The organism is Pseudomonas sp. SLFW, assembly GCF_009905615.1.
In the GTDB taxonomy this organism is placed as follows: domain Bacteria; phylum Pseudomonadota; class Gammaproteobacteria; order Pseudomonadales; family Pseudomonadaceae; genus Aquipseudomonas; species Aquipseudomonas bambusae.
This window is the reverse complement of sequence record NZ_JAAAKW010000017.1, coordinates 89,226-111,887: the sequence shown is the minus strand read 5'-3', so window position 1 is coordinate 111,887 and position 22,662 is coordinate 89,226. Positions and strand designations below refer to the sequence as shown.

The following is a 22,662-nucleotide window of genomic DNA, read 5'->3' as shown; positions in this document are numbered from 1 at the left end:
GGTCTGCAAGGCGTCGGCGGCGCTGTTCATGCGCAGGGTCTTGACCTCGGGCATGTGGTCCTCGAACCACTTGGCCTGCACCGAGCCTTTGAGCGTGGCGAGGGTCTTGCCGTTGAGGTCCTTGATCGACTTGATCGGGCTGTCCTTCTTCACCACCACGTCGCTGGCGCCCCAGCGATACGGGGTGGTGAAGTCGATGACGCGCTGACGCTCAGGGGTGACGCCGAGGGTCGCGATGAGGAAGTCGACCTTGCGCCCCAGCAGCTGCGGCACGCGGTTTTCAGCGGTGACGCAGGTGAACGTCACTTTGTCCTTGGAGCCCAGCGCCCACAGGGCAATCTGCCTGGACATCTCGACTTCGACGCCCGCGAAGTCGCCGTTGTTGTTCTGGAAGCCATACGGTGGCTGGTCGCAACGGACCCCGGCACGCAATTGACCGGCCGCTTTGATTTCATCGGGCACCGGCGGCAATTCAGCGGCATGGACCTGCGCCATCCCTGCCAGCGAGACACACGAAAGAGCCATGACACGAACGAGGGATTTCAACGAAAACGACATATTGCCTCCTGGTTAACTACCAGCGCAGGGACGAACGAAGACGTCACCACGCAACGATTTCAAGGGCAGAGGATTCAGCGAGAATGCGGCGCCTGAGGACGCCGGGGCATCGTGTCCGTCTGCGCGAACTGTCGATGTCGAAAACAGTTATAAAGCCTCTGGCTCATGCCAACAAATGACAATACAGTGGTCGTCCATACCGAATTGATATGGTCCGCCATGAACTTCAAACAAGTCGAAGCCTTCCGCGCCGTGATGTTGAGCGGTTCGATGACCGCTGCCGCCGAGTCGCTGCACACCTCACAACCCAACATCAGCCGCTTGATCGCGCAACTGGAGCGGGCCAGTGGTTTCAAATTATTCGAACGCGTGGGAGGCCGTCTGTTGCCTACGGATGAAGGCGCGGCGCTGTTTGTCGACGTGGAGCGAGCGTTCGTCGGGCTGCAAAGCCTGGAGCATTCGGCGCAGAACATCCGTCGCGGCGGCACGGGGCAATTGCGGATTGCGGCGGTGCCATCGCTGTCGTTGACACTGTTGCCGAGGGTCATTCAACGCTTTCGTCAGGAAAACCCCGAGGCGGCGATTTCCATCCACACCAACGATTCGCCGATGGTCGCGCATTGGGCGGCCTCGCAGTTTTGTCACGTCGGCTTGGCGTCTTATGTCGGCGATGACATGCCGGGGGTGCGCACGCGCAAAATCTGCGACGTGCCGGGGGTGTGCGTGTTTCCAAAGGGGCATCGGCTTTCGGCGCTGGCGGCGGTCAGGCCTCAAGACCTGTACGGCGAAGAGTTCATTTCACTGTCGTTGAACGATGGTTCGCGCACCCGCGTGGACCGGGCGTTCGCGGGGGACAAGGAGCATCGCAAGCTGAACCTGGAGACGCCGTATGCTGCGACGGTCTGCTCGCTGGTGGCCTTGGGACTGGGGGTGAGCATCGTCAGCCCGATGGTGGCGCAGGAATACCTGCACATGGGCATCGACACCCGGCCCTTCGCGCCGCAGATCCGGTTTTCCACCTACCTGCTGCTGCCCGAAGACCGGCCACAGAGTGTGTTGAGCCAGCGATTCAGCGTGCTGATCGAAGAGATGCTCACCGAAGCGAGCAAGGCGTGGCAGGTGTGAATGAAAGGCCCGCACGGCTGAAGCCGTATCAAGACGCACCCTTCGCGGCACCACCGCGCACCTGTGGGAGCGAATTCATTCGCGAAAAATAGTCCAGGCGATAGAGGTGTATCGCCCGGCCCGACCCTTCGCGAATGAATTCGCCCCCACAGTTTGAACCGTGCCGTACCGCACCTTACGCGGGCTCCCACAAGGTGGCGTACACGCAAAGCGCTGGCGCAATCAGGTAACTGAGGCGGCAGTACACCCACCAAAAAGGTATCGGCTGCACGCATTTCAACTGTAGGAGCGAATTCATTCGCGAAAAATAGTCTAGGCGATAGAGAAGTATCGCCCGTACCGACCCTTCGCGAATGAATTCGCTCCCACAGTTTGAACCGTGCCGTACCGCACCTCATGCGGCGCTCCCACAAGGTGGCGTACACGTCAGACGTATCTGTGAACCCGCCGGATCAAATCCCTTGCAACGCCAAATCCATCGCGAAATACGTGAAGATCAGATCCGCGCCTGCCCGCTTGATCGCGCCGAGGGTTTCGCGCACCACGCGGCCTTCGTCGATGGCCCCGGCCTGGGCGCCGAACTTGATCATCGCGTATTCGCCGCTCACCTGATACGCCGCCAGCGGCAGGTTCGAGGCTTCGCGGATGTCACGGATGATGTCGAGGTACGCGCCCGCCGGCTTGACCATCAGCGCATCAGCGCCTTCGGCTTCGTCCAGCAGCGACTCGCGCAGGGCTTCGCGGCGGTTCATCGGGTTCATCTGGTAGGTCTTGCGGTCACCTTTCAGCGCCGAGCCGCCCGCTTCACGGAACGGGCCGTAGAGCGACGACGCGAATTTGGTCGAATAGGCCATGATCGGCGTATTCGTGAACCCGGCAGCATCCAGTGCAGCACGAATCGCCCGCACTTGCCCGTCCATCGCCGCCGACGGCGCAATCACGTCGGCACCGGCGCGAGCGGCCATCACCGCTTGTCGGCCGAGGTTTTCGATGGTCGCGTCGTTATCGACGTGGCCGTTGTGCATCACGCCGCAGTGGCCGTGGTCGGTGTATTCGCAGAAGCAGGTGTCGGACATCACGATCATTTCCGGCACCGCGTCTTTGATCGTGCGCGAGATGCGCGACACCAGGCCGTTTTCCTGCCAGGTGTCGCTGCCGCTGGCGTCCAGATGGTGGGAAACACCAAAGGTCATCACCGACTTGATCCCGGCGCGAGCATAGCGCTCGACTTCCTGGGCCAGCTTCGACTCTGGAATGCGGCTGACGCCCGGCATGCTGTTGATCGGCACGAAGTCATCGACTTCTTCTTCGACGAAGATCGGCAGCACCAGATCGTTCAGCGTGAATTCGGTTTCCTGAAACAGCGCGCGGAAGTTTGCGTGGCTGCGCAGGCGACGTGGACGGGCGGCGGGAAACAGACTGGACATGGCGGTTCCTGAACAAAAATGGCGAAAAACGGCACACAGCCAGGCGTGACCGTCATCAATGGCGCGAAGCTTATGCCTGCCTCGCTGCGGATTCAAATATCGGGGCGATAAAGACAATTGTCGTGCGTGCAACAGTCCGGCACCTTGGGTCGAACGAATTCAGCGCTCGACAGGTCATTAATCGGGAGCAGCGCGTACTTAAGGCTGCGCGACCCACTTGGCGAGGCCAGCCTTGAACACCCCTTCCGATCTTCGTAACAACCGCTCGCTGGACGGCCTCAATTTCTTTCTGGCCGACGTGCGCGACGGACTCGGTCCATACCTCGCGATCTACCTGCTGGCGGTACACAAATGGGACCCGGCCAGCATCGGCCTGGTCATGACGCTCGCCGGTATAGCCGCTTTGGTCACCCAGACGCCAGCGGGTGCGCTGATTGACCGCACCCGCAGCAAGCGCCTGGTCGTGGTCATCGCCGCGCTGCTGGTGACCGCCAGTTGCGTGATCCTGCCGTTCATTCACAGCTTTACTTGGGTGGCGATCACCCAAGGGCTGGGCGCGATTGCCGGTTCTGTGTTCGCCCCCGCCATTGCGGCGATCTCTCTGGGCATCACCGGTCCGAAAGCCTTCACTCGCCGAACGGGCCGCAACGAAACCTGGAACCACGCGGGCAATGCCTGTGCCGCGCTGCTGGCGGGCGGCCTGTCGTGGGCGTTCGGGCCGATTGCCGTGTTCTATCTGATGGCGTTCATGGCGATCGCCAGCGTGGTCGCCGTCAGCTTCGTCGATGGGTCGGCCATCGATCATGAAGTGGCACGGGGTTTCGACCCTCGACAGGAGAACGGCGCCGAACAGCCCAGCGGCGTGTCCGTGCTGATCCACAACCGCCCCCTGCTGGTCTTTGCCATTTGCTGTGGCCTGTTTCATTTGGCGAATGCCGCGATGCTGCCGCTGGTCAGCCAGAAGCTTTCGCAGATCGACCTCAACCTCGCGACGCCTCTGACCTCGGCCTGCATCGTCGCCGCGCAACTGGTGATGGTGCCGGTGGCCTGGCTGGTGGGCACCAAGGCCGACAGTTGGGGGCGCAAACCGTTGCTCCTGGCGGGCTTTGTCATCCTGCCGCTGCGGGGCCTGCTTTACGTGCTGTCGGACAACCCTTACTGGCTGGTGGGCGTGCAACTGCTCGACGGCATCGGCGCCGGGGCGTTCGGGGCGCTGATGCCGTTGGTGGTCAAGGACCTGACCCAAGGCACGGGCCGCTTCAACGTCAGCCTGGGGGCGATCTCAACGGTGTTCGGCCTAGGCGCCGCGCTGAGCAATGGCCTCGCCGGTTGGGTGGTTCGCGAAGCCGGTTACAACGCGGCGTTCCTGACGTTGGCGGCGATTGCGGCGGTGGCATTCGTGCTGTTGTGGGTGGCGGTGCCAGAGACCTCGGAGATTTCCGACCGCCCGGTCGAAACCCCGTTACCCGGGACTAACCCGAGCGTTTGAAAGAGGCTACCGGTGAGGCGTGCTCCTCGCACCCTCTCCCAGCTCGCGCTGCATGATCACGGTGTCGAGCCAGCGGCCGTGCTTGAAGCCCACCGATTCGAACACCCCGACCTTGCGAAACCCCAGGCGCTCATGAAGCCGGATCGAGGCCTCGTTTTCGCTGTTGCCGATGATCGCAACCATCTGCCGTCGGCCGTCATCGGTGCACTGCTGAATCACCGTTTCCAGCAACTGCTGGCCAATCCCCAACCCGGCCATGCCTTCGCGCACGTACACCGAATCTTCGACGGTGAAGCGATACGCCGGGCGTGGCCGGTACAACGTGGCATAGGCGTAACCCACGATTTCGCCTTCGTGCTCGGCGACCCGATACGGCAGGCCGTTGGCGCGGATGTCGGCACGCCGCTGGAGCATCTGTTCCAGGGTCGGCGGCTCCAGCTCGAAACTGGCGGTGCCATGCAGCACGTGATGGGCGTAAATGGCCTGCACGGCAGGCATGTCGTCGTCGCGGGCGTCGCGCAGGATCAGGTCGGTCATCAGCAGTCTTCTTGGCTCATACGGTGTGCGGCACAGGATAATCATTCATGGCCGCCTTTTGGGTTTAGAATGCCACCCCTTTCCACTGCCGACCCGCCGCCACCCGATGAATCCCGACGCGCTGAACACCCTCAACGAGCACCTCCTCACCGCCCTCGCCCCTGCGCCCTCGGAAACCCGTCGGCTGTTCCATGGCCGTGGCCGCCGTTGGCCGGGCCTTGAGCAACTGACGGTGGACTGGATGCAGGGCGTGGTGCTGGTGTCGCTGTTCAAGGAACCGGCGGCTGACGAGCTGGAGGGTTTGAAGCGTCTGTTGGCGGAGCTGATTCAGACCTCCGTCTGGAAAGACAGCCTGGCCCACACCCTGCTCCTGCAACACCGCTATCTGCCCGACAGCCACACCGAAACCCTGCTCGGCGAGATGCCGGACGAGTGGACACTGACCGAAGGCGGCCTGCGCTACCTCGTGGATTTCGGCAAGAAGCAGAACACCGGGCTGTTTCTCGACATGCGCTACGGTCGCGACTGGGTGCGGGCGAACGCGAGTGGCAAGCGGATCTTGAACCTGTTCGCCTACACCTGCGGTTTTTCGGTCGCGGCCATCGAGGGTGGCGCGGCGTTCGTGGTCAATCTGGACATGTCGCGGGCGGCGCTGAGCCGGGGGCGCGACAACCATCGCTTGAATGGCCACGACCTGAGCAAGGTCAGCTTTCTCGGCCACGAGCTGTTCAAATCCTGGGGCAAGGTGAAGAGCAGCGGGCCGTACGATCTGGTGATCATCGACCCGCCGTCGTTTCAGAAAGGCAGTTTTTTGCTGACCAAGGACTACCAGCGCGTGCTGCGCAAACTCCCCGAGCTGCTGACAACCGACGGCACCGTGCTGGCCTGCATGAACGACCCGGCGCTGGGCGCGGATTTCCTGATCGAGGGCGTGACGCGAGAAGCGCCGGGGTTACGCTTTGAACAGCGGCTGGAGAATCCGCCAGAGTTTGCCGACATTGACCCGGACGGCGGCCTCAAAGCCCTGGTGTTCCGCCAGGTCTGACGCACACCTAAGAAAATCGGCACCTCACCCGGTCGCGAGATGCCCACGCCCACTTGCGGCTTGACGCTCGTGACTCGCCGCTGCTTCTAGGCGCTCAAGCGCGAAATCACGTCGTTCAACCCCACTGACAACTCATGCAGGTCCTGGCTCGCCGTCTGGGTGCGCTGCACATTGCTCTGGTTGGTGGTGGCAATCGCGGTGATTTCGGTCAGGTTGCGCGAGATGTCTTCGGCCACGGAGGTCTGTTCTTCGGCGGCCGTGGCGATCTGGCGGTTCATGTCGCGAATCGCTTCCACGGCGGTGGTGATGCGGGTCAGCGACGAACTGGCCAGGGCGACCTGATCGACGCTCTCCTGACTCCGCGCCTGACCGCTCTCGATGGCCTGCGCCGCGTCGATGGCGCCGGTCTGCACCGAATTGATGATCTGGTTGATCTCAGCCGTCGACGCCGCCGTGCGCTGGGCCAGCGTGCGCACTTCATCCGCCACGACCGCGAACCCACGCCCGGCATCCCCGGCCCGCGCCGCTTCGATGGCCGCGTTCAGGGCCAGTAGGTTGGTCTGCTCGGCGATGCCGCGAATCACTTCCAGCACCTTGCCGATGCGCCCGCTGTCGCTTTCCAGACGACGAATCACGTCGGCGGTGTTGCTGATCTCGGTGCGCATCTGGGTGATCGCGGTAATGGTCGCGCTCATCACCTTGCCGCCGTCCTGAGAGCTGCGATCCGCTTCATCAGCGGCATGAGCCGCTTGTGCCGCATGGCGCGCAACTTCCTGGGCCGTGGCCGACATCTCGGTCATCGCCGTGGCCACCTGATCGGTGCGCTCGAATTGCTCGTGGGTGCCTTGAGCCATCAGCGACGCAATGGCTTTCAACTCACCGCCCGCGCTGTCCAGGTCGGTGGTGCTGCGTTTCAGGCGGGTGAAGGTGTCCGCGAGGAAATCACGCAAGGTGTTCGCCGCCACCGCCAGACGTCCGAGTTCATCCTGGCGGGTCACGCTGACCCGGTCGCTGAAGCGCCCGTGGCTCAGTTGCGCGACGTATTCGATCAACAGGCTGATCGGGCCGACGATGTTGCGGTTGACCATCCACAACGCCAACACACCCACCAGCAACGCCGACGCCAGCATGACGAGAGTGCCGATGAGAATGGTCCGATCGGCCGTGCTGCTGATCACCTTCGATTGCTCGTCACTGAGGGTGCGCAGGTTGCCCACCAGTTCGCTCATCTGCTCGCTGGCGGCGCGGTCCACGCCCTTCACCGCCTGATCACCGGCCACCGGATCGCCGCCCGCCGCCACGAATGCGTCGCGGCCCTTGCGATAAGCCACGCCCAGCGCACGGTGCTCGTCACGCAGCTTGTCGACCTGGGCCTTGCTCGCCGCATCCAGACCGGCCATCCCGCTGAGCTGACCCAGCGTGGTCTGCACCAGACGCTCCTGCTCCTCGAACTGGCCCCAGAACTTGTCCCGGTCCGCAGGCTGTTTGCCGCGCAGCAGAACGTTTTTCCATTCCTGAACCTGAATCTTGAATTGAAGGTTGGCCTGATCGACCCGTTGCGAGGCCTGCAGCGGGCCGTCCAAAAGGCCGCGGTACGCGTGAACGTTGCTGGAGAGGAACTGGAAACAGGCCAGTGCGATCAGCAGCACCAACGCCAGGCTGCCGCCAAGCAGTGCCAGGATCTGCAATCTCAGGGATTTGGACATACGGGAAATCTCATCAGGGGGGACTGCGGTTTTCGGGATTGCCCGAAAATGCCTGCTTGCCACATCCCTGTGCCGCCGTGTCAAAAACGGAGGGCTTACACAGCCTGATTCGACCCCGCCGAGCGCATCTTTAAACGCGACGCAAGCAGGCCGACGAGCGGTCAGAAAACGTCAATCCCGTGGCGAAAAGACGGGTCAATAAACTGGCGAACAGCTCCCTAACCCTTTGAATGTCCGTGTTTTTTCTGCATACGCATTCAGTTGACCACATCTCTAAATGCCATCCCTGGGACACCCCTCATCCCTCTTTCTGCCCAAACACCTGCGAAGGCCTGCGCAACACCGGGTCGAAAGGGTTGATCCTTTGGCCGATGGCAGCCGCTTCGCGCTTGAGCATGTCCACCACGGTGGGCATGCGTTCGGCGTTGAGGCGGTCGCTGATGGTGGCGACGCTGAGGGCCGCAACCGCCCGGCCTTCGCGGTCGAGGATCGGCACCGCGAGACCGGCCATGCCTTCCAGCACACCGGTGTTGCGAGCGGCATAACCCAGGCGCCTGACGTTGTCGATCTCCGAGCGCAGCATCACTTCGTCGTACAGATGAAAATCCCGCAGGCGCGGCAGGTTGTAACGGATCACCGTGTCGCGCTCGTCTTCCGGCAAGAACGCCAGAATCGCCAGACTCCCCTGCCCCACACCCAACGCCACGCGGCCGCCAATGTCACCGGTGAACGTCCGGATCGGGTACGGCCCTTCGCTGCGGTCCAGGCACACCGCGTCAAAACCGCTGCGCGCCAGCAAAAACAGCGAATCCCCCAGCGACGCCGACAACCGCAGCAGGCTCGGCCGCACCACGTCGCGCAGGTTTCCGGTCTGTCCCGCCTTCGCTGCCAGCGCGAAGAACTCCAGGCTCAGCCGGTAGCGTTTGCTGCGTGCGTCCTGCTCGACCATGCCCTCGTCCATCAGGCTGCGCAGCAACCGGTGAGTCGTCGGCTGCGACAAGCCCACTTGCTGCGCCAGTTGCGTCACCCGCTCACCGCCTTCGGGGCATTCCCCCAGACAGCGCAGCACCGCAAACAATCGAGACACAGCGCCAACGCCTGTTTCTTTTGTCGAATCATTCCGCTCAGTGGAATCCATTTTCGATATTTTCCTGTCTGCATTCACTGATCGAATAAATCTGAAAATACTAATCGCTCAATGAAATTCATCGTTGAGCCCATCCTAGTCTTCGGCCTAGGATCAGTCCACCAGGGCGATTTGAATAACAGCGGCAGCCGACACCGATCGAGCGCCAGCGTCCATTGAGCATGCCGACATGCATCGGCACGCCGTCTCTCTTCGCATCTGCCCATAAAAAACGCATGCCCCCGGCGTGCATGAAAAAAGGTGGAACGCAGCCATGGCATTTCTTCAACTCCAGGCACTTTGCAAACGTTACGGCCCGGTCGATGCGGTGGTCGCCACTGACCTGTCGGTGGAAAAAGGCGAATTCGTGTCCCTGCTCGGCCCGTCCGGCTGCGGCAAGACCACCACCCTGCAAATGATCGCCGGGTTCGTTGACGTCACCTCGGGCAAGATCCTCCTTGATGGACGCGACATCACCCACGCCAAACCCGCCAGTCGCGGCCTCGGTGTGGTGTTTCAGTCCTACGCGCTGTTCCCCCACATGACCGTGCGCGACAACGTGGCCTTCGGCCTGAAGATGCGCAAAGTCGCCGCCGACGACATTCAGCGCCGCGTCGCCCGCGTGCTGGAGCTGGTGCGCCTGCATCAGCACGCCGAGCGCTACCCGCGTGAACTCTCCGGCGGCCAGCGACAGCGTGTGGCCCTGGCCCGGGCCTTGGTCATCGAACCGCCGGTCCTGCTGCTCGACGAACCGCTGTCCAACCTCGACGCCAATCTGCGCGAAGAGATGCAGTTCGAGATTCGCCGCATCCAGCGCGAAGTCGGCATCACCACCCTGATGGTCACCCACGACCAGGCCGAAGCCCTGTCCATCAGCGACCGCGTGGTGGTCATGCAGGCCGGGCGCATCACCCAGATCGACGAACCGTACAAGCTCTACGAACACCCGCGCACCCGTTTCATTTCCGGGTTCGTCGGCAAGGCCAACCTGTTGCGCGGCGACCGTGATCCGAGCGGCGTGGCTCAGGTGCGCCAAGGCCAGAGTCAGGGCGAGGGCGACGGCGAACTGACCCTCAGCCTGCGCCCGGAAAAGATCGACCTGGTGACCGCCGGTGAAGGCCGTCTGCAAGGCCGGATCATCACCCGTTATTTCCTCGGCAGTCAGTGGCTGTACCGCATCGAAACGCCGATTGGCGAGTTGACCGTCGTGCGCCGTAACAACGGCGATGCGCCGATGAACGAAGGCACGGCGGTGGGGCTGGACTGGCCGTCTGAATTGCTGCGCGTGCTGGCCGCTGACGAGGTGTTGGCATGAGTGTGCTGCGCGACAGCGGTCGCGGTTATCTGCTCTCGACCCCGGCCTTGGTGTTGTTCGTCGGCCTGCTGGTGGTGCCGCTGCTGTTGACGCTGGTGCTGTCGTTCAACGTGTTCGACTACACCGTGGGCGTCAAAAGCGGCAGCTGGACCTTCGCCCAATACGTGAATCTGGTCACCGATTCGTACTTCTACGAAATCTTCTTTCGCACCTTCTGGATCAGCGCGCTGGTCACCCTGTTGTGCGTGGTGATTGGGGTGCCCGAAGCCTACATCTTGAGCCGCATGGGCACGCCGTGGCGCTCGATTTTTCTGATCCTGATCCTCACGCCGCTGCTGATTTCGGTGGTGGTGCGGGCCTTCGGCTGGAGCCTGCTGCTCGGCGCCGACGGGCTGGTGAATCAGGCGATCCAGGCCCTCGGTGGCCGGCCGATCAAAATGCTCTACACCCCGTTCGCGGTGGTGCTGGCGCTGGTCCACGTGATGCTGCCGTTCATGATCATCCCGGTGTGGACCTCGTTGCAAAAGCTCGACCGCTCCGCTGAACAGGCCGCGCTGTCGCTGGGGGCAAGTCAGGCCAAGGTCATGCGTCTGGTGGTGCTACCGCAAGTCATGCCCGGCGTGCTGTCCGGCACCTTGATCGTCTTTGGGCTGTCGGCCAGTTCGTTCGCCATCCCCGGCCTGCTGGGCGGACGCCGCCTGAAAATGGTCGCCACCACGGTCTACGACCAGTACCTCTCGGAACTCAACTGGCCCATGGGCGCCGCCATTGCCGTCGCGCTGTTGCTGATCAACCTGCTGGTGATGCTGTCGTGGAACCGGCTGGTCGAAGGCCGCTATAAAAAATCCCTGGGGGAATGATCGATGTCCAAGAATGGTCCTCTGGCCCTGTCGTTTCACGCCCTGATCGTGGTGTTCATGCTGGCGCCGCTGGTGGTTGTGTGCATGGTGGCGTTCACGCCGGAAAACACCCTGAGCCTGCCGTGGCACGGTTTTTCCCTGCGCTGGTTCACGGCCGTGTTCGAGCGCGCCGACTTCATTCAGTCTTTCTATAACAGCCTGATTCTGGCGGTCGTTGCTGCGACGCTGGCGACTCTGATCGCCGTGCCCGCCGCGCTGGCGATCACCCGCTATCAGTTTCCGGGGCGCAACTTCCTCAACGGCCTGTTCCTGTCGCCGATCATCATTCCGCACCTGGTGCTCGGGGTGGCGATGCTACGCCTGTTCGCGCTGATGGGGGTCAACGGCAGCTTCGTCTGGCTGATGTTCGCCCACGTGGTGGTGATCACGCCGTACGTGCTGCGACTGGTCATTGCAGCGGCGATTGGCGTGGATCGCAGCGCCGAGCAGGCCGCGGAATCCCTGGGCGCCAGCCGCTTCACGCTGTTTCGCCAGATCACCCTGCCGATGATCCTGCCGGGGGTCGCCGGAGGCTGGCTGCTGGCGTTCATCAACAGCTTCGACGAAGTGACGCTGTCGATCTTCGTCACCTCGCCCTCAACGCAGACCCTGCCCGTGCGCATGTACGTCTACGCCACCGAATCCATCGACCCGATGATGGCGGCCGTGTCGGCACTGGTGATCGCGCTGACGGCCATCACCATGATCATTCTCGACCGGGTTTACGGCCTGGACCGCGTGCTGGTGGGGCGCCACTGATGCCTTTGATTTCAATTACCCAACGCCTTTCAGGGAACGCACCATGGCTTTGCTGAAACGACTGGCCGAACACGACCGCGAGGTTCTGCCCTTCACGCTTGACGGCCAGCCCGCCAGCGGCCTCGCGGGCGACACCCTGCTCACGGCGGTGCTGACCACCTCGGACCACCTGCGCGGCAGCGATTTCAGCGCCGAACCCCGCGCCGGTTTCTGCCTGATGGGCGCCTGCCAGGATTGCTGGGTCAAGCTGGGCGACGGGCGCCGGGTGCGGGCCTGCGCGACGCTGCTGGAGCCGGGCCTGAACGTCAGCCGCGAGCCAGGGCGCAGCCTATGAAACAGAACGACATTGTCATCGTGGGCGCAGGGCCTGCCGGTATCCGTGCCGCGCAAACCCTGGTGGCCTACGGGCTGCAACCCTGCCTGATCGACGAAAGCCTGCGGGGAGGCGGGCAGATTTATCGTCGTCAGCCGGAGAACTTCAAGCGCTCGGCGAAGGTCTTGTATGGCTTTGAAGCCTCGAAAGCCCAGGCCGTGCATTCAACGCTGGATCGCCTGACAGCCGACATCGATTACCGCCCGGAAACCCTGGTCTGGAACGCGGAATCGCACACGCTGGACACCCTGTCCAACGGCGTGGCGGCGCAGGTTCGGTACAAGCACTTGATCGTCGCGACCGGCGCCACGGACCGGATTCTGCCCGTGCCCGGCTGGACATTGCCCGGTGTGTACAGCCTGGGCGCCGCGCAGATTGCGTTGAAGTTTCAGGGCTGCGCCATCGGCGAGCGCGTCGTTTTTGCGGGAAGCGGGCCGTTGCTGTATCTGGTGGCTTATCAGTACGCGAAGGCCGGGGCGAAGGTGCTGGCCGTGCTCGACAGCGCGCCGCTGTCGGCCCAGACCCGCGCCCTGCCCGCCTTGCTCGGTCAGCCTGCCACCCTGGCCAAAGGGATGTTTTACCGGGGCTGGCTAACGGCCCGTGGCATTCCCGTGCATCAGGGCGTCGCGCTGGACAGCATCCACGGCCAGCAACGGGTGGGCAGCGTGCAGTGGCGCGACGGTGCGCACCTCAAGCGGCTCGACTGCGACGCCGTCGCTTTCGCCCACGCCTTGCGCAGCGAAACCCAATTGGCCGACCTGCTCGGCTGCGAGTTCGACTGGAGCGCGCTCAACCGCGCCTGGCTGCCGGTTCGGGACGCCAGCGGTCGTAGCTCTGTCGAGGGTGTGTATCTCGCGGGCGACGGCGCTGGAATCATGGGTGCCGACGCGGCAGAAATGGCCGGAGAACTCGCGGCTTTGACGCTGCTAAGCGACACCGGGCATCAGGTTGATCCGAACCGCAGTGGCGAGCTGCAACGCAAACTCGGAGGCATTCAACGCTTCCGACACGGCCTGGAAACGGCGTTTCCATTCCCCGAACACTGGGCTGCCACCGCGCCAGACGAAATGACCGTCTGCCGCTGCGAGGAAGTCAGCGCGGGGGACATTCGCCAGACCGTCGCCGAGGGGCACTGGGAGATCAACCGGGTCAAGGCCATGTGCCGGGTCGGCATGGGACGCTGTCAGGGCCGCATGTGCGGGCTGGCGGCGACCGAACTCGTCGCGCACGCCTCAGGTCGCGACATTGCCAGCGTTGGCCGGTTGCGGGGTCAAGCACCGATCAAACCCCTGCCCTTCGGTGTGGAGATCGAGCCATGAGCCTGCCTGTCGAAGTGGATGCCGTGGTCATCGGCGGCGGCATCGTCGGTGCTTCCGCCGCGCTGTTTCTGGCCAGGGCGGGTAAACGTGTGGCGCTGCTGGAGCGGGATTTTTTCGGCTCGCATTCCAGTGGCGTCAACTACGGAGGTGTGCGACGTCAAGGCCGCCCCCTGTCGCAATTGCCATTGTCGCAGCGGGCCCACGGGATCTGGAGCGACCTGAAAAACCTCATTGGCATCGACGGCGAATACCTGCGCTCCGGTCATCTGAAACTGGCCCGCAGCGATCAGGACATGACCGCGCTGGTGGCCTACGAACAGGCCTCCCGAGGTTTTGGTCTGGACCTGCAATTGCTCGACCGTGCGCAACTGCGCGCCCGTTTTCCGTGGGCGGGGGATGTCGCGGTGGGCGCCTCGCTGTGCGCCGACGACGGCCACGCAAATCCGCGGCTGGTCTCTCCGGCGTTCGCGTTTGCCGCCCGCCGCGCCGGCGCCGAGGTGTTCGAACAGGCGCAGGTCACCCAGGTGAGCCACGACGGCCAGGCCTTCGACGTACAGACCGCCGAAGGCCACCGGTTTCAAGCGCCGTGGCTGCTGAACTGCGCCGGGGCCTGGGCAGCGGCGCTGGCCGAACAGTTTGGCGAGCCGGTGCCGATGCGCGCCGGACACCCGGCGATGCTGGTGACCGAGCCACTGCCCATGTTCATGGACGTCAGCACCGGCGTCGAAGGCGGCGGGATTTATGCCCGTCAGGTCGCACGGGGCAACTGCGTGCTGGGCGGCGGACAGGGCTTCCCCCTCGACCCGACCACCGCGCGTCCCGGTCAGGCCGCGATCCTCGACATCCTGCGCAACGCCGTCGAACTGTACCCGCCGCTGGCCGGTGCACAGGCGATCCGCACGTGGAGCGGCACTGAAGGTTATCTGCCGGACCGCGAACCGGTGCTCGGCGCAAGCTCGACCCAACCGGGCCTGTTGCACGGGTTCGGCTTTGCGGGGTCCGGCTTCCAGATCGGCCCCGCCGCCGGGGAAGCGCTGGCGCAGATCGTCTGTCACGGCGCACCGGCCATTGCTCTCGACGTTTTTTCCATCCGCCGTTTTCAACCCGCTTCACAGCCTGTACAGCCCGCCATCGCCGTGCCCAAGGGCGCGGTCAACGTTATCCCTTTGTTCAGAGGAAGATCACACCCATGAAAACCATGAACAGCGTCAAACGTTTTGCCCTCACCGGGCTGTCTTGCGTCCCGCTCGCCGCGTTATTGGCGTCGGGCAGCGCACAGGCTGAAACCACGCTATACCTCGGCATGAACGGCGGCACCATGGAGCGCTTGTATGCCGATCAGGTGCTGCCCGCGTTCGAGAAGGCCAACAACGTCAAAGTGGTGATCGTACCCGGGACGTCGTCCGACATTCTGGCCAAGGTGCAGGCGAGCAAGGACAACCCGCAGATGCACGTGATGTTTCTCGATGACGGGATCATGTACCGGGCCATTTCCATGGGGCTGTGCGGCAAGCTGAAGCCCAGCGCGACGCTGGCGGACATTCCGGACAAGGGCAAGATCAAGGACGAAGCGGTGGCCGTGAGCCTCGGCGTCACCGGCCTAGCGTACAACACCAAAATGTTCCAGGAGAACGGCTGGAGCGCCCCGACGTCATGGGGAGACATGGCCGACAAACGCTACAAGGACAAGCTGGTGTTCCAGTCCCTGGCGTCCTCGACCTTCGGTCTGCATGGCTTCCTGATGTTCAACCGTTTACAGGGCGGTGACGAGACCAACGTCGAACCGGGCTTCAAGGCCTGGCCAAAAACCGTCGGCCCGAACGTGCTTGAGTACATCGCCAGCTCGGCGAAAATTTCCGAGATGGTGCAGACCGGCGAAGCCGCGTTGTTTCCGCTGACGCCAACCCAGGTGACAGCACTGAAACTGAAGGGCATCCCGGTTGAATACGCCCCGCCGAAAGAAGGCGCCGTGGTGTTGAACGTGGCTGAATGCACCCTCGCCAACAACGACCAGCCGGAACTGGCGCAGAAACTGGCGGAATTCCTGCTGACCCCGGAAGCCCAGGCCCCGGCGCTGGAATTGGGCGACCAGATCCCGTCCAACCCGAAAACCCCGACCAGCGACCGCACCCGTGGCCAGGTCGAAGCGATGAACAAATACCTGGAAACGGCCGTGACCATCGACTGGGACAAGGTCAACCTGATCCGGCCGGAGTGGAACGCACGCTGGAGCCGGACGATCGAGCGGTAAAACGGGCTGACAGCGGAGCGATGTTCAGCCTGACCCATCGCTTTCCCTGCCGTCGTCCCTCCGGCGTCTCCCACAAGGTACGTTCAAGTCTTCAGGATCGTGGTGCATGCCCCCTTTCGACATGAGGGCTCAAGGCGATCACTGCATGGCGAAACGCTACAAAACCTGTGGGAGACGCCGGAGGGACGACGGCAGCGAAGACGTTGGGTCTGGCAACGTCCAGCATCAGGCCAACCCCATCTTCTGCCCCTTAACATTCTTTATAACTATCCCCACCCCGCACAGTCACACAAGGAACCCACTTCTTTACGCTCGATGAGGCCGGATGAGTTTTATTCTTTGCATGACCGTGCTGGGCGTCCTTCTGATGCTCCTGGCGTTGACCTCTTCGTACCTGCGCTGGCTGCCCGTCACCACCTCGGCGGTGTGTCTGGCGTTCGGGGCGTGCATCGGCCCGTGGGGGCTGGATCTGGTGCAGCTGGACGTCCGTGAATCCCGGCACTGGCTGGAGCGCCTGACCGAAGTCGCGGTGCTGTTTTCGCTCTTCAATACCGGCATCAAACTGCGCTTGCCGCTGCACCGCTCGGCCTGGCATTCGGCCTACCTGCTGGCGGTGCCGGTGATGCTGGCGACCATCGTCGGCGTCTGCCTTGCCGCGCACTTCCTGTTGGACCTGCCTTGGGCCGTGTCGCTGCTGCTGGGCGCCATGCTCTCGCCGACCGACCCGGTGCTCGCCGGTCTGGTGCAGGTCAACAACGCTCAGGATTTTGATCGCGTGCGCTTCGGTCTCTCGGGGGAAGCCGGGCTTAACGACGGCAGCGCGTTCCCCTTCGTGATCTTCGCCCTGCTGTTCCTCACCCACGGCACCGCCGATTTCAACTGGGTGCAGGGCTGGCTGCTGAAAAACATTCTGTGGGGCGTGCCTGTGGGCCTGTTGCTGGGCTACGGATTGGGGCGCGGCGTCGGTCACCTGATGATCTACTTGCGCATCAAAAACGCCGACAGCACCACCTCGCCGAACGATTTTCTCGCGCTGGCGCTGATCGCCATGGCCTACGCCATCGCAGAAGCATTGGGCGCGTATGGGTTCCTGGCCGTGTTCGCCGCCGGATTGGGCCTGCGACGGGCCGAGGTGCGCATCACTCAGTCGGAAGTCCCGTCCGAGCACGTCGCCAAACCGGTGCTCGGGCACATGGACAGCGACCCCCAGGCCGCCACGGTGACCGACCACGAAGAACTGTCCGAATCGCAACTGGCGGCCGGGGTGATGATGGGCGATATGCTCGCGTTCGGCAGCCTGGTGGAGCGTGCCATGGAGGTGCTGCTGATTACCCTGCTCGGCGCCGCCATCGCTTTTTATTGGGACTGGCGCGCGCTGGTGTTGGGCCTGGCATTGTTCTGTGTGATCAGGCCGTTGAGCGTCTGGCTGCTGATCAGTCGACGCCTGCTGAGCCGTCCGCAAAAGGCGCTGGTGGGCTGGTTCGGCATTCGCGGCATCGGTACGCTGTACTACCTGTGCTACGCCCTTTCCCACGGCCTGCCGATGGACGCGGTGCCTACCACCATAGGGCTTACGCTCTCGGTCGTGGCGCTGAGCATTCTGGTACACGGCATCAGCATTCAACCGCTGCTCGAACGCTACGAGCGCAGCATGGCGCAAACCGCTGATCGGTGACGCGATAGAGCCGGTCGATCAAGTCATCGGAACAAGCGATTGGACGCTCTGGCATCGCATCGGTAGCTTGCTCATCAACTGAATACGTCCGTCCTGGCGATTCTGCCATGCGGCCTGGCGTTGCACCGTTGCCCTCCGAGGACTGGCGCCCGTCCCCCGAGACCTGACGCATCAAGACCGGAGGCTTGAACAGTGCCCTGACTTGCTCGGCAACGCGGTGGGGGGTGCAATTTTCGTCGGGCTGGCGTATTACGTGTCTTACTCGAAGGTCACTGAAGCCTCCGGCGACGGATGCCAAGGCCACTCGCCTTGAACAACCGGCCAGCCAGAAAATTTAACGATTCCTGCGTGCGACGATCCGAATGGACTGACGCACGTTTTGCTTCTGCCACGCCACACGCTGTCGAGAAACGCAATGTCTGATCGGGTTCTGCTGGACGGGTTTTCACGCAAGGTCGATTACGTTCGAATGTCGGTGACGGATCGCTGCGATTTCCGCTGCGTGTATTGCATGGCCGAGGACATGACCTTCCTGCCCCGTCAGCAGATTCTCTCGCTGGAAGAAATCCTGCAGATCGCCGAACGCTTCGTCGAGCTGGGCACCAAAAAAATTCGCCTGACCGGTGGCGAGCCGCTGGTGCGTGCGGGCATCGTCGGTTTGTGCAAGAACATCGCCGCCCTGCCCGGCCTGCGTGAACTGTGCATGACCACCAACGGCTCGCAGCTGGACAAGCTGGCGGCGCCGCTGTTCGAAGCCGGACTCAAACGCCTCAATATCAGCCTCGACAGCCTCGACCCTGCGCGCTTCAAGGAACTGACCCGTACCGGCGACTTGAGTAAAGTCATTGCTGGCATTGATGCGGCCAACGCAGCCGGGTTCACCCACACCAAGTTGAACTGCGTGGTGATGCAAGGGCGCAACGATCGCGAAATCAATGACCTGGTGGCCTTCGCCATCGATCGCGGCCTGGACATCACCTTCATCGAAGAAATGCCGCTGGGCATCATCAGCGAACACAGCCGCGCCGAGTCGTTTTTCTCCAGTGATCAGGTGCGCGAGCGGATTGCCGAACGCTACACCCTGATCAACTCCACGGAATCGACCCAAGGCCCTTCGCGCTATTGGCGCCTGGCTGAAGCCCCGGATATCCGCGTCGGCTTCATCTCCCCTCACAGCCACAATTTCTGCGCCACCTGCAACCGCGTGCGGGTGACCGTGGAAGGCCGCTTGTTGCTGTGCCTGGGCAACGAACATTCCGCCGACCTCAAGGCCGTCCTGCGTGCCAATCCCGGCCAGCCGGAAAAGCTCGAAAGAGCCATCGTCGAAGCGATGAAACTCAAACCGTATCAGCACAATTTCGAAATCAACGATGACGTGCAGGTGGTCCGGTTCATGAACATGACCGGCGGCTAACGCCTTACCGACCGAGCGGCTACCCGATCCAGCAATGCCTGCGCCACATCGACCATGCGCTGCCCGCGATCCATGGACGACAAGCGCAAGCGCTCGTACGCATCGTTCTCGGTCAACTGGAATTCATCCATCAATAAACGCTTGGCCCGCTCCACCACTTTCCGCTCGCTCAACGCTTTACGGGCCTCGTCGCGCTCGTCGTTGGCACTCATCAACCGTTGGGTCTGGGTCTGCAGCATATCGAGGACCGAACGCCCGACGTGATGCCCCAAGCCGTCTTGCGGCGGGCTGTCCAGCTCAACCGCCTGTACGTTGAACAGCACGGCCTGATCCAGGCAACCGGCCGTTTCCAGGCTGATCAAGCGGTTGAGCAAGGTCCGGTGATTCTCCAGATCAGCGCGGGCTTGCTTGATGCTCGCCTGACAACTCTGCAACAGGACCTCCGCCAGGCGGGTCTCCACGGCGCGCATGGCATCGATGCGCAAGGTCGCGAGCTCAAACCACATCGGCGACAGCGCGGGGTCAACGCGTTGGCTTTCCGATGTTTTCAGCGCCACGCCTCGCAAACGAGACAGCTGAGCAGTGGTCTCACCCGCCTGTTGGTTGCGCCACAACGTCGCGGCGTCATTCTCGCCAAACTCGATGAACGTCTGGAAACACCGTTCCTGACCGTGCACCAAGTGCTCGATCCGCCCCCGTAACGTCGCGTCGAAGAAGCCAGCGGAGAACCCGGCCACCCCGGCTGCCCGTTCTTGTCCAGCCAGCTCCTTGCCCTGCATGAAGTTGAACAATGCCACCAGCACCCGTGTGATCTGCGGATCGACCGCCGTGTCTGCCGCTTCGAACACCACGGCCAGCAAGCCGCCGATCAGCCGGGTCAACGCCGTCGTGGCGTCCACCGCCGTCAACCGTTGATCACGAATACGTCGACGCAAACCGGGCAACTCATCCAGCGCATGCATCACGAACGCCAGCCGGTTGAACAACCGCGCGCGATCAGACGCCGCATGCGGCTCCAGGTCGATACCTTGAAAAAACGTCACCACTTGGTGCTCGATCGCTCGCGCTTCGGCACTCAGCGCATCAAGTTGGGGCAGATGGTGCGCGTCAGGGCACCCGAGATACACATTCGAATACCCGCGCTCGCGTTGAAGCACATGGACCAGCCTGCTGATGGACGTCACCAGCTCGCAGGTCTGCGCCAACCCTTCAAGCCCCGCCAGCTCACTGCGTCGGGCAGCCAGCATGAAACGCAGGGCGGGAGGCATGTGGGTGTCGGTCATGGGCATCGGGGTCTTGAGAGGACGATGAAGGGGGTATGCAAGACCGGGGCCTTCGAGGTAATACGGTGCTTCGGGCGTACATTCCTAATATGAAAGGAGCGTTATTCGAAAGGCGTCGGTACGCCGCGGCCACTGTGGGAGCGAATTCATGCGCGAAGGCCAGTGCAGGCCATACATCTCTATCGACTTACCCATTTTCGCGAATAAATTCGCTCTCACAGAAGTGCGTGGGTTGCTTGGGTTCTGCGAATGACGCGAATCTCGCAGCCGCCCCGCTTGCCGACGATGGCGATCACGGAAGTCGCAGTCGGGAAAGACCGGGGTTAACACCATTCCCGTTTGACACCCGCCCACGACTCCCCGAAGCTGCTGTCCACGCAGAAACGGAAATCGGTATGTCAAAAGCGTCTTCGCAGCACTCTCCACGGCATCCGAACGCCCGGCGCCGATGGAAGATAGCGATTACAGCCGTCATCGTCGCGACCGTAGTCGCCCTGGGATGGCTCGTGCGCGCATGGCATGCGCCGCCCCCGCCGCCCGTCGTCAATCACAGTTACGCCGAAGCCCTTGAACAGGCCCATGACGGCAAGCCCGGTGCAGCTCGCGTCCTTTATCAGCAATTCAGCCGCACTGACCTGTCCGACATTCGCAGGGCGGGTCTGCTCGTTGAGCTGGCGAATTACCCCAGCGCACAGGCGTTGAAAATTCTCGATGCGGACCTGAAACGTCAGGTGCCACTGGTCCAGCAGGCCGCCATCGACACGGTCACCGCCATCGTCCCCGAGGCCCAGCGCAGCCTGCTGATCGGCCCTTTGCTGGACGACCCCGACCAAGGCGTTCGCTTCAGCGCCGTTCGCGCCTTGCAGGGCCTGACGCCTGACGATATCGGGCTTTATTACGGTGCACTCCAGGAAGCCGCCGAGCAATACGAAAGCACCCTCGCCTCTCAGCCGCCCAGCGGCCAGAGCCAGTTGCAACTGGCGAAACTGTTGATCAATCGGGGCGAAGTTCGTCGGGCCGCAGACGCCCTCGATCTGGCATTGAAACTGGAACCCAATAACCTTCAGGCGGGCCTCGCCCAAGTGCAACTGCTGGACCAACAAGGGGAAGCGGACCGATCCCGGCAGCTGTTGGCGACGCTGCAAGAAAAACACCCGCAATCCTCGCTGTTGCAGCATGCACTGGGCCAGTGGCTGTTGCGTCACCACCAAAATGAGTACGCATTGCTGGCATTGGCCAAAGCGGTGGAGCTGGAACCCGAAAACACCGCTTATCGGTTCGAACTCGCGGTCGCGCTGCACGACTTACAGCAGGTCGAACCCGCGCAACGACAACTGGAAGACATCCTGCAACGGCAGCCCGCGAATCGCAGCGCGAGGATATTGCTCATCCGCTACTGGAAGGAAACGGGGCAATTGCAGAAAGTACAGGTATTGCTCGCCGAGCTGGAGCAGTTGAACCCTGATGATCCGGCGCTTCAACAGGGGTTATAGCGAACAGGGCCACTTGTGGCCGTCGCTGCCAGACTGTTTCCAATAGCCGCGTAGTTTGAGAAATTACTTACAAAGATAAGCGTCGCTCGCGCGTCAATTGTCAGACGTGATTGTAGTGAGCCTCAAGTTTCATATAACAAATGCACGCTGCCTATTTTCCAACTCGGAAAAAACGTGCATTATTTACCCCGTAGCGAATCACAACTACCCCGTGGTCCACGGAACGCTGACTGATCAACGTTAGTTTCTTCATCCGCAGACATTGTCAAGGCGCAGAGGGGTAGTCACACAATGAGCACAAGGCCTTTAATAACGTCTATGTTGCTTGCGTCGGGCTGACAACAGCCATTTACCGCCGGAGTACTATTTTTTGTCCAGACTTGCCGAGTTTCGCGCAGCAGAAAAAGCCCTTCAGGAGCAACTGGCTCAGCTGGAGAACCTGAAGAATGACGCCGGGCTGAAAAAAGAGATCGAATTCGAGCAGAAGCTCCAGGCCTTGATGAGCACCTACGACAAGAGCCTGCGTGACGTCATTGCCATTCTCGATCCAAATCCGTCTGCTACCGCCGCCGCACCTGCGGGCCCTAAACGCCGCCGTGCCCGCGTAGTCAAGGTTTACCAAAACCCGCACACCGGCGAATTGATTGAAACCAAGGGCGGCAATCACCGGGGACTCAAATCCTGGAAAGAGCAATACGGTGCCGAAACCGTGGACAGCTGGCTGCGGGGTTGATCGATAACGCACTCAGCCGTTGCCTTATAAGAAGCCCCTTCCCAGGGGCTTTTTTTATGGGCCGACCGTTGCACCGAAGCCGGCATTGCTGTCGGATTCAGTGTGAATACCGTGAACACTGCAGCCGTGCCTGAC

At 62.4% G+C, this 22,662-nt stretch carries 20 protein-coding genes; 14 read left to right on the top strand and 6 right to left on the bottom strand.

Annotated elements, in window-relative coordinates; translation table 11 throughout:
* Nucleotides 1-558, bottom strand: a 558-nt coding sequence (locus tag GVN17_RS23975) for a transporter substrate-binding domain-containing protein (protein WP_166597748.1), incomplete at its 3' end; no start/stop codon positions are given.
* A gap of 219 nt (nt 559-777) precedes the next feature.
* Between GVN17_RS23975 and GVN17_RS23970 the strand changes: the two genes are divergently transcribed.
* Nucleotides 778-1,683, top strand: a complete 906-nt coding sequence (locus GVN17_RS23970; protein WP_166597747.1) for a LysR substrate-binding domain-containing protein — start codon at nt 778-780, stop codon at nt 1,681-1,683.
* A gap of 452 nt (nt 1,684-2,135) precedes the next feature.
* On the opposite strand, the gene hemB is transcribed toward GVN17_RS23970, so the two are convergent.
* Nucleotides 2,136-3,110 (bottom strand): porphobilinogen synthase, encoded by a 975-nt coding sequence (hemB, locus tag GVN17_RS23965; protein ID WP_166597746.1) that lies wholly within the window; start codon nt 3,108-3,110, stop codon nt 2,136-2,138.
* 232 nt (nt 3,111-3,342) lie between these two features.
* On the opposite strand from hemB, the gene GVN17_RS23960 reads away from it, so the two are divergent.
* Nucleotides 3,343-4,599: an MFS transporter gene (locus GVN17_RS23960; RefSeq protein ID WP_166597745.1), complete on the top strand. Its 1,257-nt coding sequence runs from the start codon at nt 3,343-3,345 to the stop codon at nt 4,597-4,599.
* 6 nt (nt 4,600-4,605) lie between these two features.
* On the opposite strand, the gene GVN17_RS23955 is transcribed toward GVN17_RS23960, so the two are convergent.
* Nucleotides 4,606-5,136 carry an N-acetyltransferase family protein gene (locus GVN17_RS23955; RefSeq protein ID WP_371928606.1) on the bottom strand — a complete coding sequence of 177 codons (531 nt, stop codon included), beginning with the start codon at nt 5,134-5,136 and terminating at the stop codon, nt 4,606-4,608.
* A 106-nt stretch (nt 5,137-5,242) separates the two neighbouring features.
* Here GVN17_RS23955 and GVN17_RS23950 point away from each other — a divergent pair, with 106 nt between their 5' ends.
* On the top strand, nt 5,243-6,181 hold the full coding sequence (locus GVN17_RS23950; RefSeq protein ID WP_166597744.1) for a class I SAM-dependent methyltransferase: 939 nt from the start codon (nt 5,243-5,245) through the stop codon (nt 6,179-6,181).
* An 86-nt stretch (nt 6,182-6,267) separates the two neighbouring features.
* On the opposite strand, the gene GVN17_RS23945 is transcribed toward GVN17_RS23950, so the two are convergent.
* Nucleotides 6,268-7,887 carry a methyl-accepting chemotaxis protein gene (locus tag GVN17_RS23945; protein ID WP_166597743.1) on the bottom strand — a complete coding sequence of 540 codons (1,620 nt, stop codon included), beginning with the start codon at nt 7,885-7,887 and terminating at the stop codon, nt 6,268-6,270.
* Between the two features lie 298 nt (nt 7,888-8,185).
* Nucleotides 8,186-9,025, bottom strand: coding sequence for an IclR family transcriptional regulator (locus GVN17_RS23940; protein ID WP_166597742.1), 840 nt, complete (start codon nt 9,023-9,025; stop codon nt 8,186-8,188).
* A 262-nt stretch (nt 9,026-9,287) separates the two neighbouring features.
* Between GVN17_RS23940 and GVN17_RS23935 the strand changes: the two genes are divergently transcribed.
* The 9 genes from GVN17_RS23935 to moaA all read left to right on the top strand — a co-directional run bounded on the left by GVN17_RS23935 (nt 9,288) and on the right by moaA (nt 19,018).
* Nucleotides 9,288-10,328, top strand: coding sequence for an ABC transporter ATP-binding protein (locus tag GVN17_RS23935; protein ID WP_166597741.1), 1,041 nt, complete (start codon nt 9,288-9,290; stop codon nt 10,326-10,328).
* Nucleotides 10,325-11,188 (top strand): ABC transporter permease, encoded by an 864-nt coding sequence (locus tag GVN17_RS23930; protein ID WP_166597740.1) that lies wholly within the window; start codon nt 10,325-10,327, stop codon nt 11,186-11,188. Before GVN17_RS23935 ends, GVN17_RS23930 begins: the two co-directional genes overlap by 4 nt.
* Before the next feature lie 3 nt (nt 11,189-11,191).
* Complete coding sequence (locus tag GVN17_RS23925) at nt 11,192-11,986, top strand: ABC transporter permease (protein WP_166597739.1); 795 nt, start codon at nt 11,192-11,194, stop codon at nt 11,984-11,986.
* Between the two features lie 43 nt (nt 11,987-12,029).
* Nucleotides 12,030-12,320, top strand: coding sequence for a (2Fe-2S)-binding protein (locus GVN17_RS23920; RefSeq protein ID WP_166597738.1), 291 nt, complete (start codon nt 12,030-12,032; stop codon nt 12,318-12,320).
* Entirely contained in the window at nt 12,317-13,678 is a 1,362-nt protein-coding gene (locus GVN17_RS23915; RefSeq protein WP_166597737.1) for an NAD(P)/FAD-dependent oxidoreductase, read from the top strand. The genes GVN17_RS23920 and GVN17_RS23915 overlap by 4 nt, the downstream gene beginning before the upstream one ends.
* Nucleotides 13,675-14,871, top strand: a complete 1,197-nt coding sequence (locus tag GVN17_RS23910) for an FAD-binding oxidoreductase (protein WP_166597736.1) — start codon at nt 13,675-13,677, stop codon at nt 14,869-14,871. The genes GVN17_RS23915 and GVN17_RS23910 overlap by 4 nt, the downstream gene beginning before the upstream one ends.
* A 5-nt stretch (nt 14,872-14,876) precedes the next feature.
* Nucleotides 14,877-15,929: an ABC transporter substrate-binding protein gene (locus GVN17_RS23905; RefSeq protein ID WP_166597755.1), complete on the top strand. Its 1,053-nt coding sequence runs from the start codon at nt 14,877-14,879 to the stop codon at nt 15,927-15,929.
* Between the two features lie 325 nt (nt 15,930-16,254).
* Nucleotides 16,255-17,604, top strand: coding sequence for a sodium:proton antiporter (locus tag GVN17_RS23900; protein ID WP_166597735.1), 1,350 nt, complete (start codon nt 16,255-16,257; stop codon nt 17,602-17,604).
* 415 nt (nt 17,605-18,019) lie between these two features.
* Nucleotides 18,020-19,018 (top strand): GTP 3',8-cyclase MoaA, encoded by a 999-nt coding sequence (gene moaA, locus GVN17_RS23895; RefSeq protein WP_166597734.1) that lies wholly within the window; start codon nt 18,020-18,022, stop codon nt 19,016-19,018.
* On the opposite strand, the gene GVN17_RS23890 is transcribed toward moaA, so the two are convergent.
* Nucleotides 19,015-20,301, bottom strand: a complete 1,287-nt coding sequence (locus tag GVN17_RS23890; RefSeq protein WP_256665361.1) for a nitrate regulatory protein — start codon at nt 20,299-20,301, stop codon at nt 19,015-19,017. The genes moaA and GVN17_RS23890 overlap by 4 nt on opposite strands.
* Before the next feature lie 395 nt (nt 20,302-20,696).
* Here GVN17_RS23890 and GVN17_RS23885 point away from each other — a divergent pair, with 395 nt between their 5' ends.
* Together GVN17_RS23885 and GVN17_RS23880 are read left to right on the top strand one after the other, a co-directional pair.
* The gene (locus GVN17_RS23885) at nt 20,697-21,794 is read left to right on the top strand and encodes a hypothetical protein (protein WP_256665360.1); all 1,098 of its coding nucleotides are present in this window, start codon (nt 20,697-20,699) and stop codon (nt 21,792-21,794) included.
* 370 nt (nt 21,795-22,164) lie between these two features.
* The gene (locus tag GVN17_RS23880) at nt 22,165-22,527 is read left to right on the top strand and encodes a histone-like nucleoid-structuring protein, MvaT/MvaU family (RefSeq protein WP_166597733.1); all 363 of its coding nucleotides are present in this window, start codon (nt 22,165-22,167) and stop codon (nt 22,525-22,527) included.
* Nucleotides 22,528-22,662 lie beyond the last annotated feature (135 nt).

Coding starts and splice junctions, on each gene's coding strand:
- GVN17_RS23970 (WP_166597747.1), top strand. CDS start 778: ATGAACTTCAAACAAGTCGAAGCCTTCCGCGCCGTGATGTTGAGCGGT.
- hemB (WP_166597746.1), bottom strand. CDS start 3,110: ATGTCCAGTCTGTTTCCCGCCGCCCGTCCACGTCGCCTGCGCAGCCAC.
- GVN17_RS23955 (WP_371928606.1), bottom strand. CDS start 5,136: ATGACCGACCTGATCCTGCGCGACGCCCGCGACGACGACATGCCTGCC.
- GVN17_RS23950 (WP_166597744.1), top strand. CDS start 5,243: ATGAATCCCGACGCGCTGAACACCCTCAACGAGCACCTCCTCACCGCC.
- GVN17_RS23945 (WP_166597743.1), bottom strand. CDS start 7,887: ATGTCCAAATCCCTGAGATTGCAGATCCTGGCACTGCTTGGCGGCAGC.
- GVN17_RS23940 (WP_166597742.1), bottom strand. CDS start 9,025: ATGGATTCCACTGAGCGGAATGATTCGACAAAAGAAACAGGCGTTGGC.
- GVN17_RS23935 (WP_166597741.1), top strand. CDS start 9,288: ATGGCATTTCTTCAACTCCAGGCACTTTGCAAACGTTACGGCCCGGTC.
- GVN17_RS23930 (WP_166597740.1), top strand. CDS start 10,325: ATGAGTGTGCTGCGCGACAGCGGTCGCGGTTATCTGCTCTCGACCCCG.
- GVN17_RS23925 (WP_166597739.1), top strand. CDS start 11,192: ATGTCCAAGAATGGTCCTCTGGCCCTGTCGTTTCACGCCCTGATCGTG.
- GVN17_RS23920 (WP_166597738.1), top strand. CDS start 12,030: ATGGCTTTGCTGAAACGACTGGCCGAACACGACCGCGAGGTTCTGCCC.
- GVN17_RS23915 (WP_166597737.1), top strand. CDS start 12,317: ATGAAACAGAACGACATTGTCATCGTGGGCGCAGGGCCTGCCGGTATC.
- GVN17_RS23910 (WP_166597736.1), top strand. CDS start 13,675: ATGAGCCTGCCTGTCGAAGTGGATGCCGTGGTCATCGGCGGCGGCATC.
- GVN17_RS23905 (WP_166597755.1), top strand. CDS start 14,877: ATGAACAGCGTCAAACGTTTTGCCCTCACCGGGCTGTCTTGCGTCCCG.
- GVN17_RS23900 (WP_166597735.1), top strand. CDS start 16,255: ATGAGTTTTATTCTTTGCATGACCGTGCTGGGCGTCCTTCTGATGCTC.
- moaA (WP_166597734.1), top strand. CDS start 18,020: ATGTCTGATCGGGTTCTGCTGGACGGGTTTTCACGCAAGGTCGATTAC.
- GVN17_RS23890 (WP_256665361.1), bottom strand. CDS start 20,301: ATGACCGACACCCACATGCCTCCCGCCCTGCGTTTCATGCTGGCTGCC.
- GVN17_RS23885 (WP_256665360.1), top strand. CDS start 20,697: ATGTCAAAAGCGTCTTCGCAGCACTCTCCACGGCATCCGAACGCCCGG.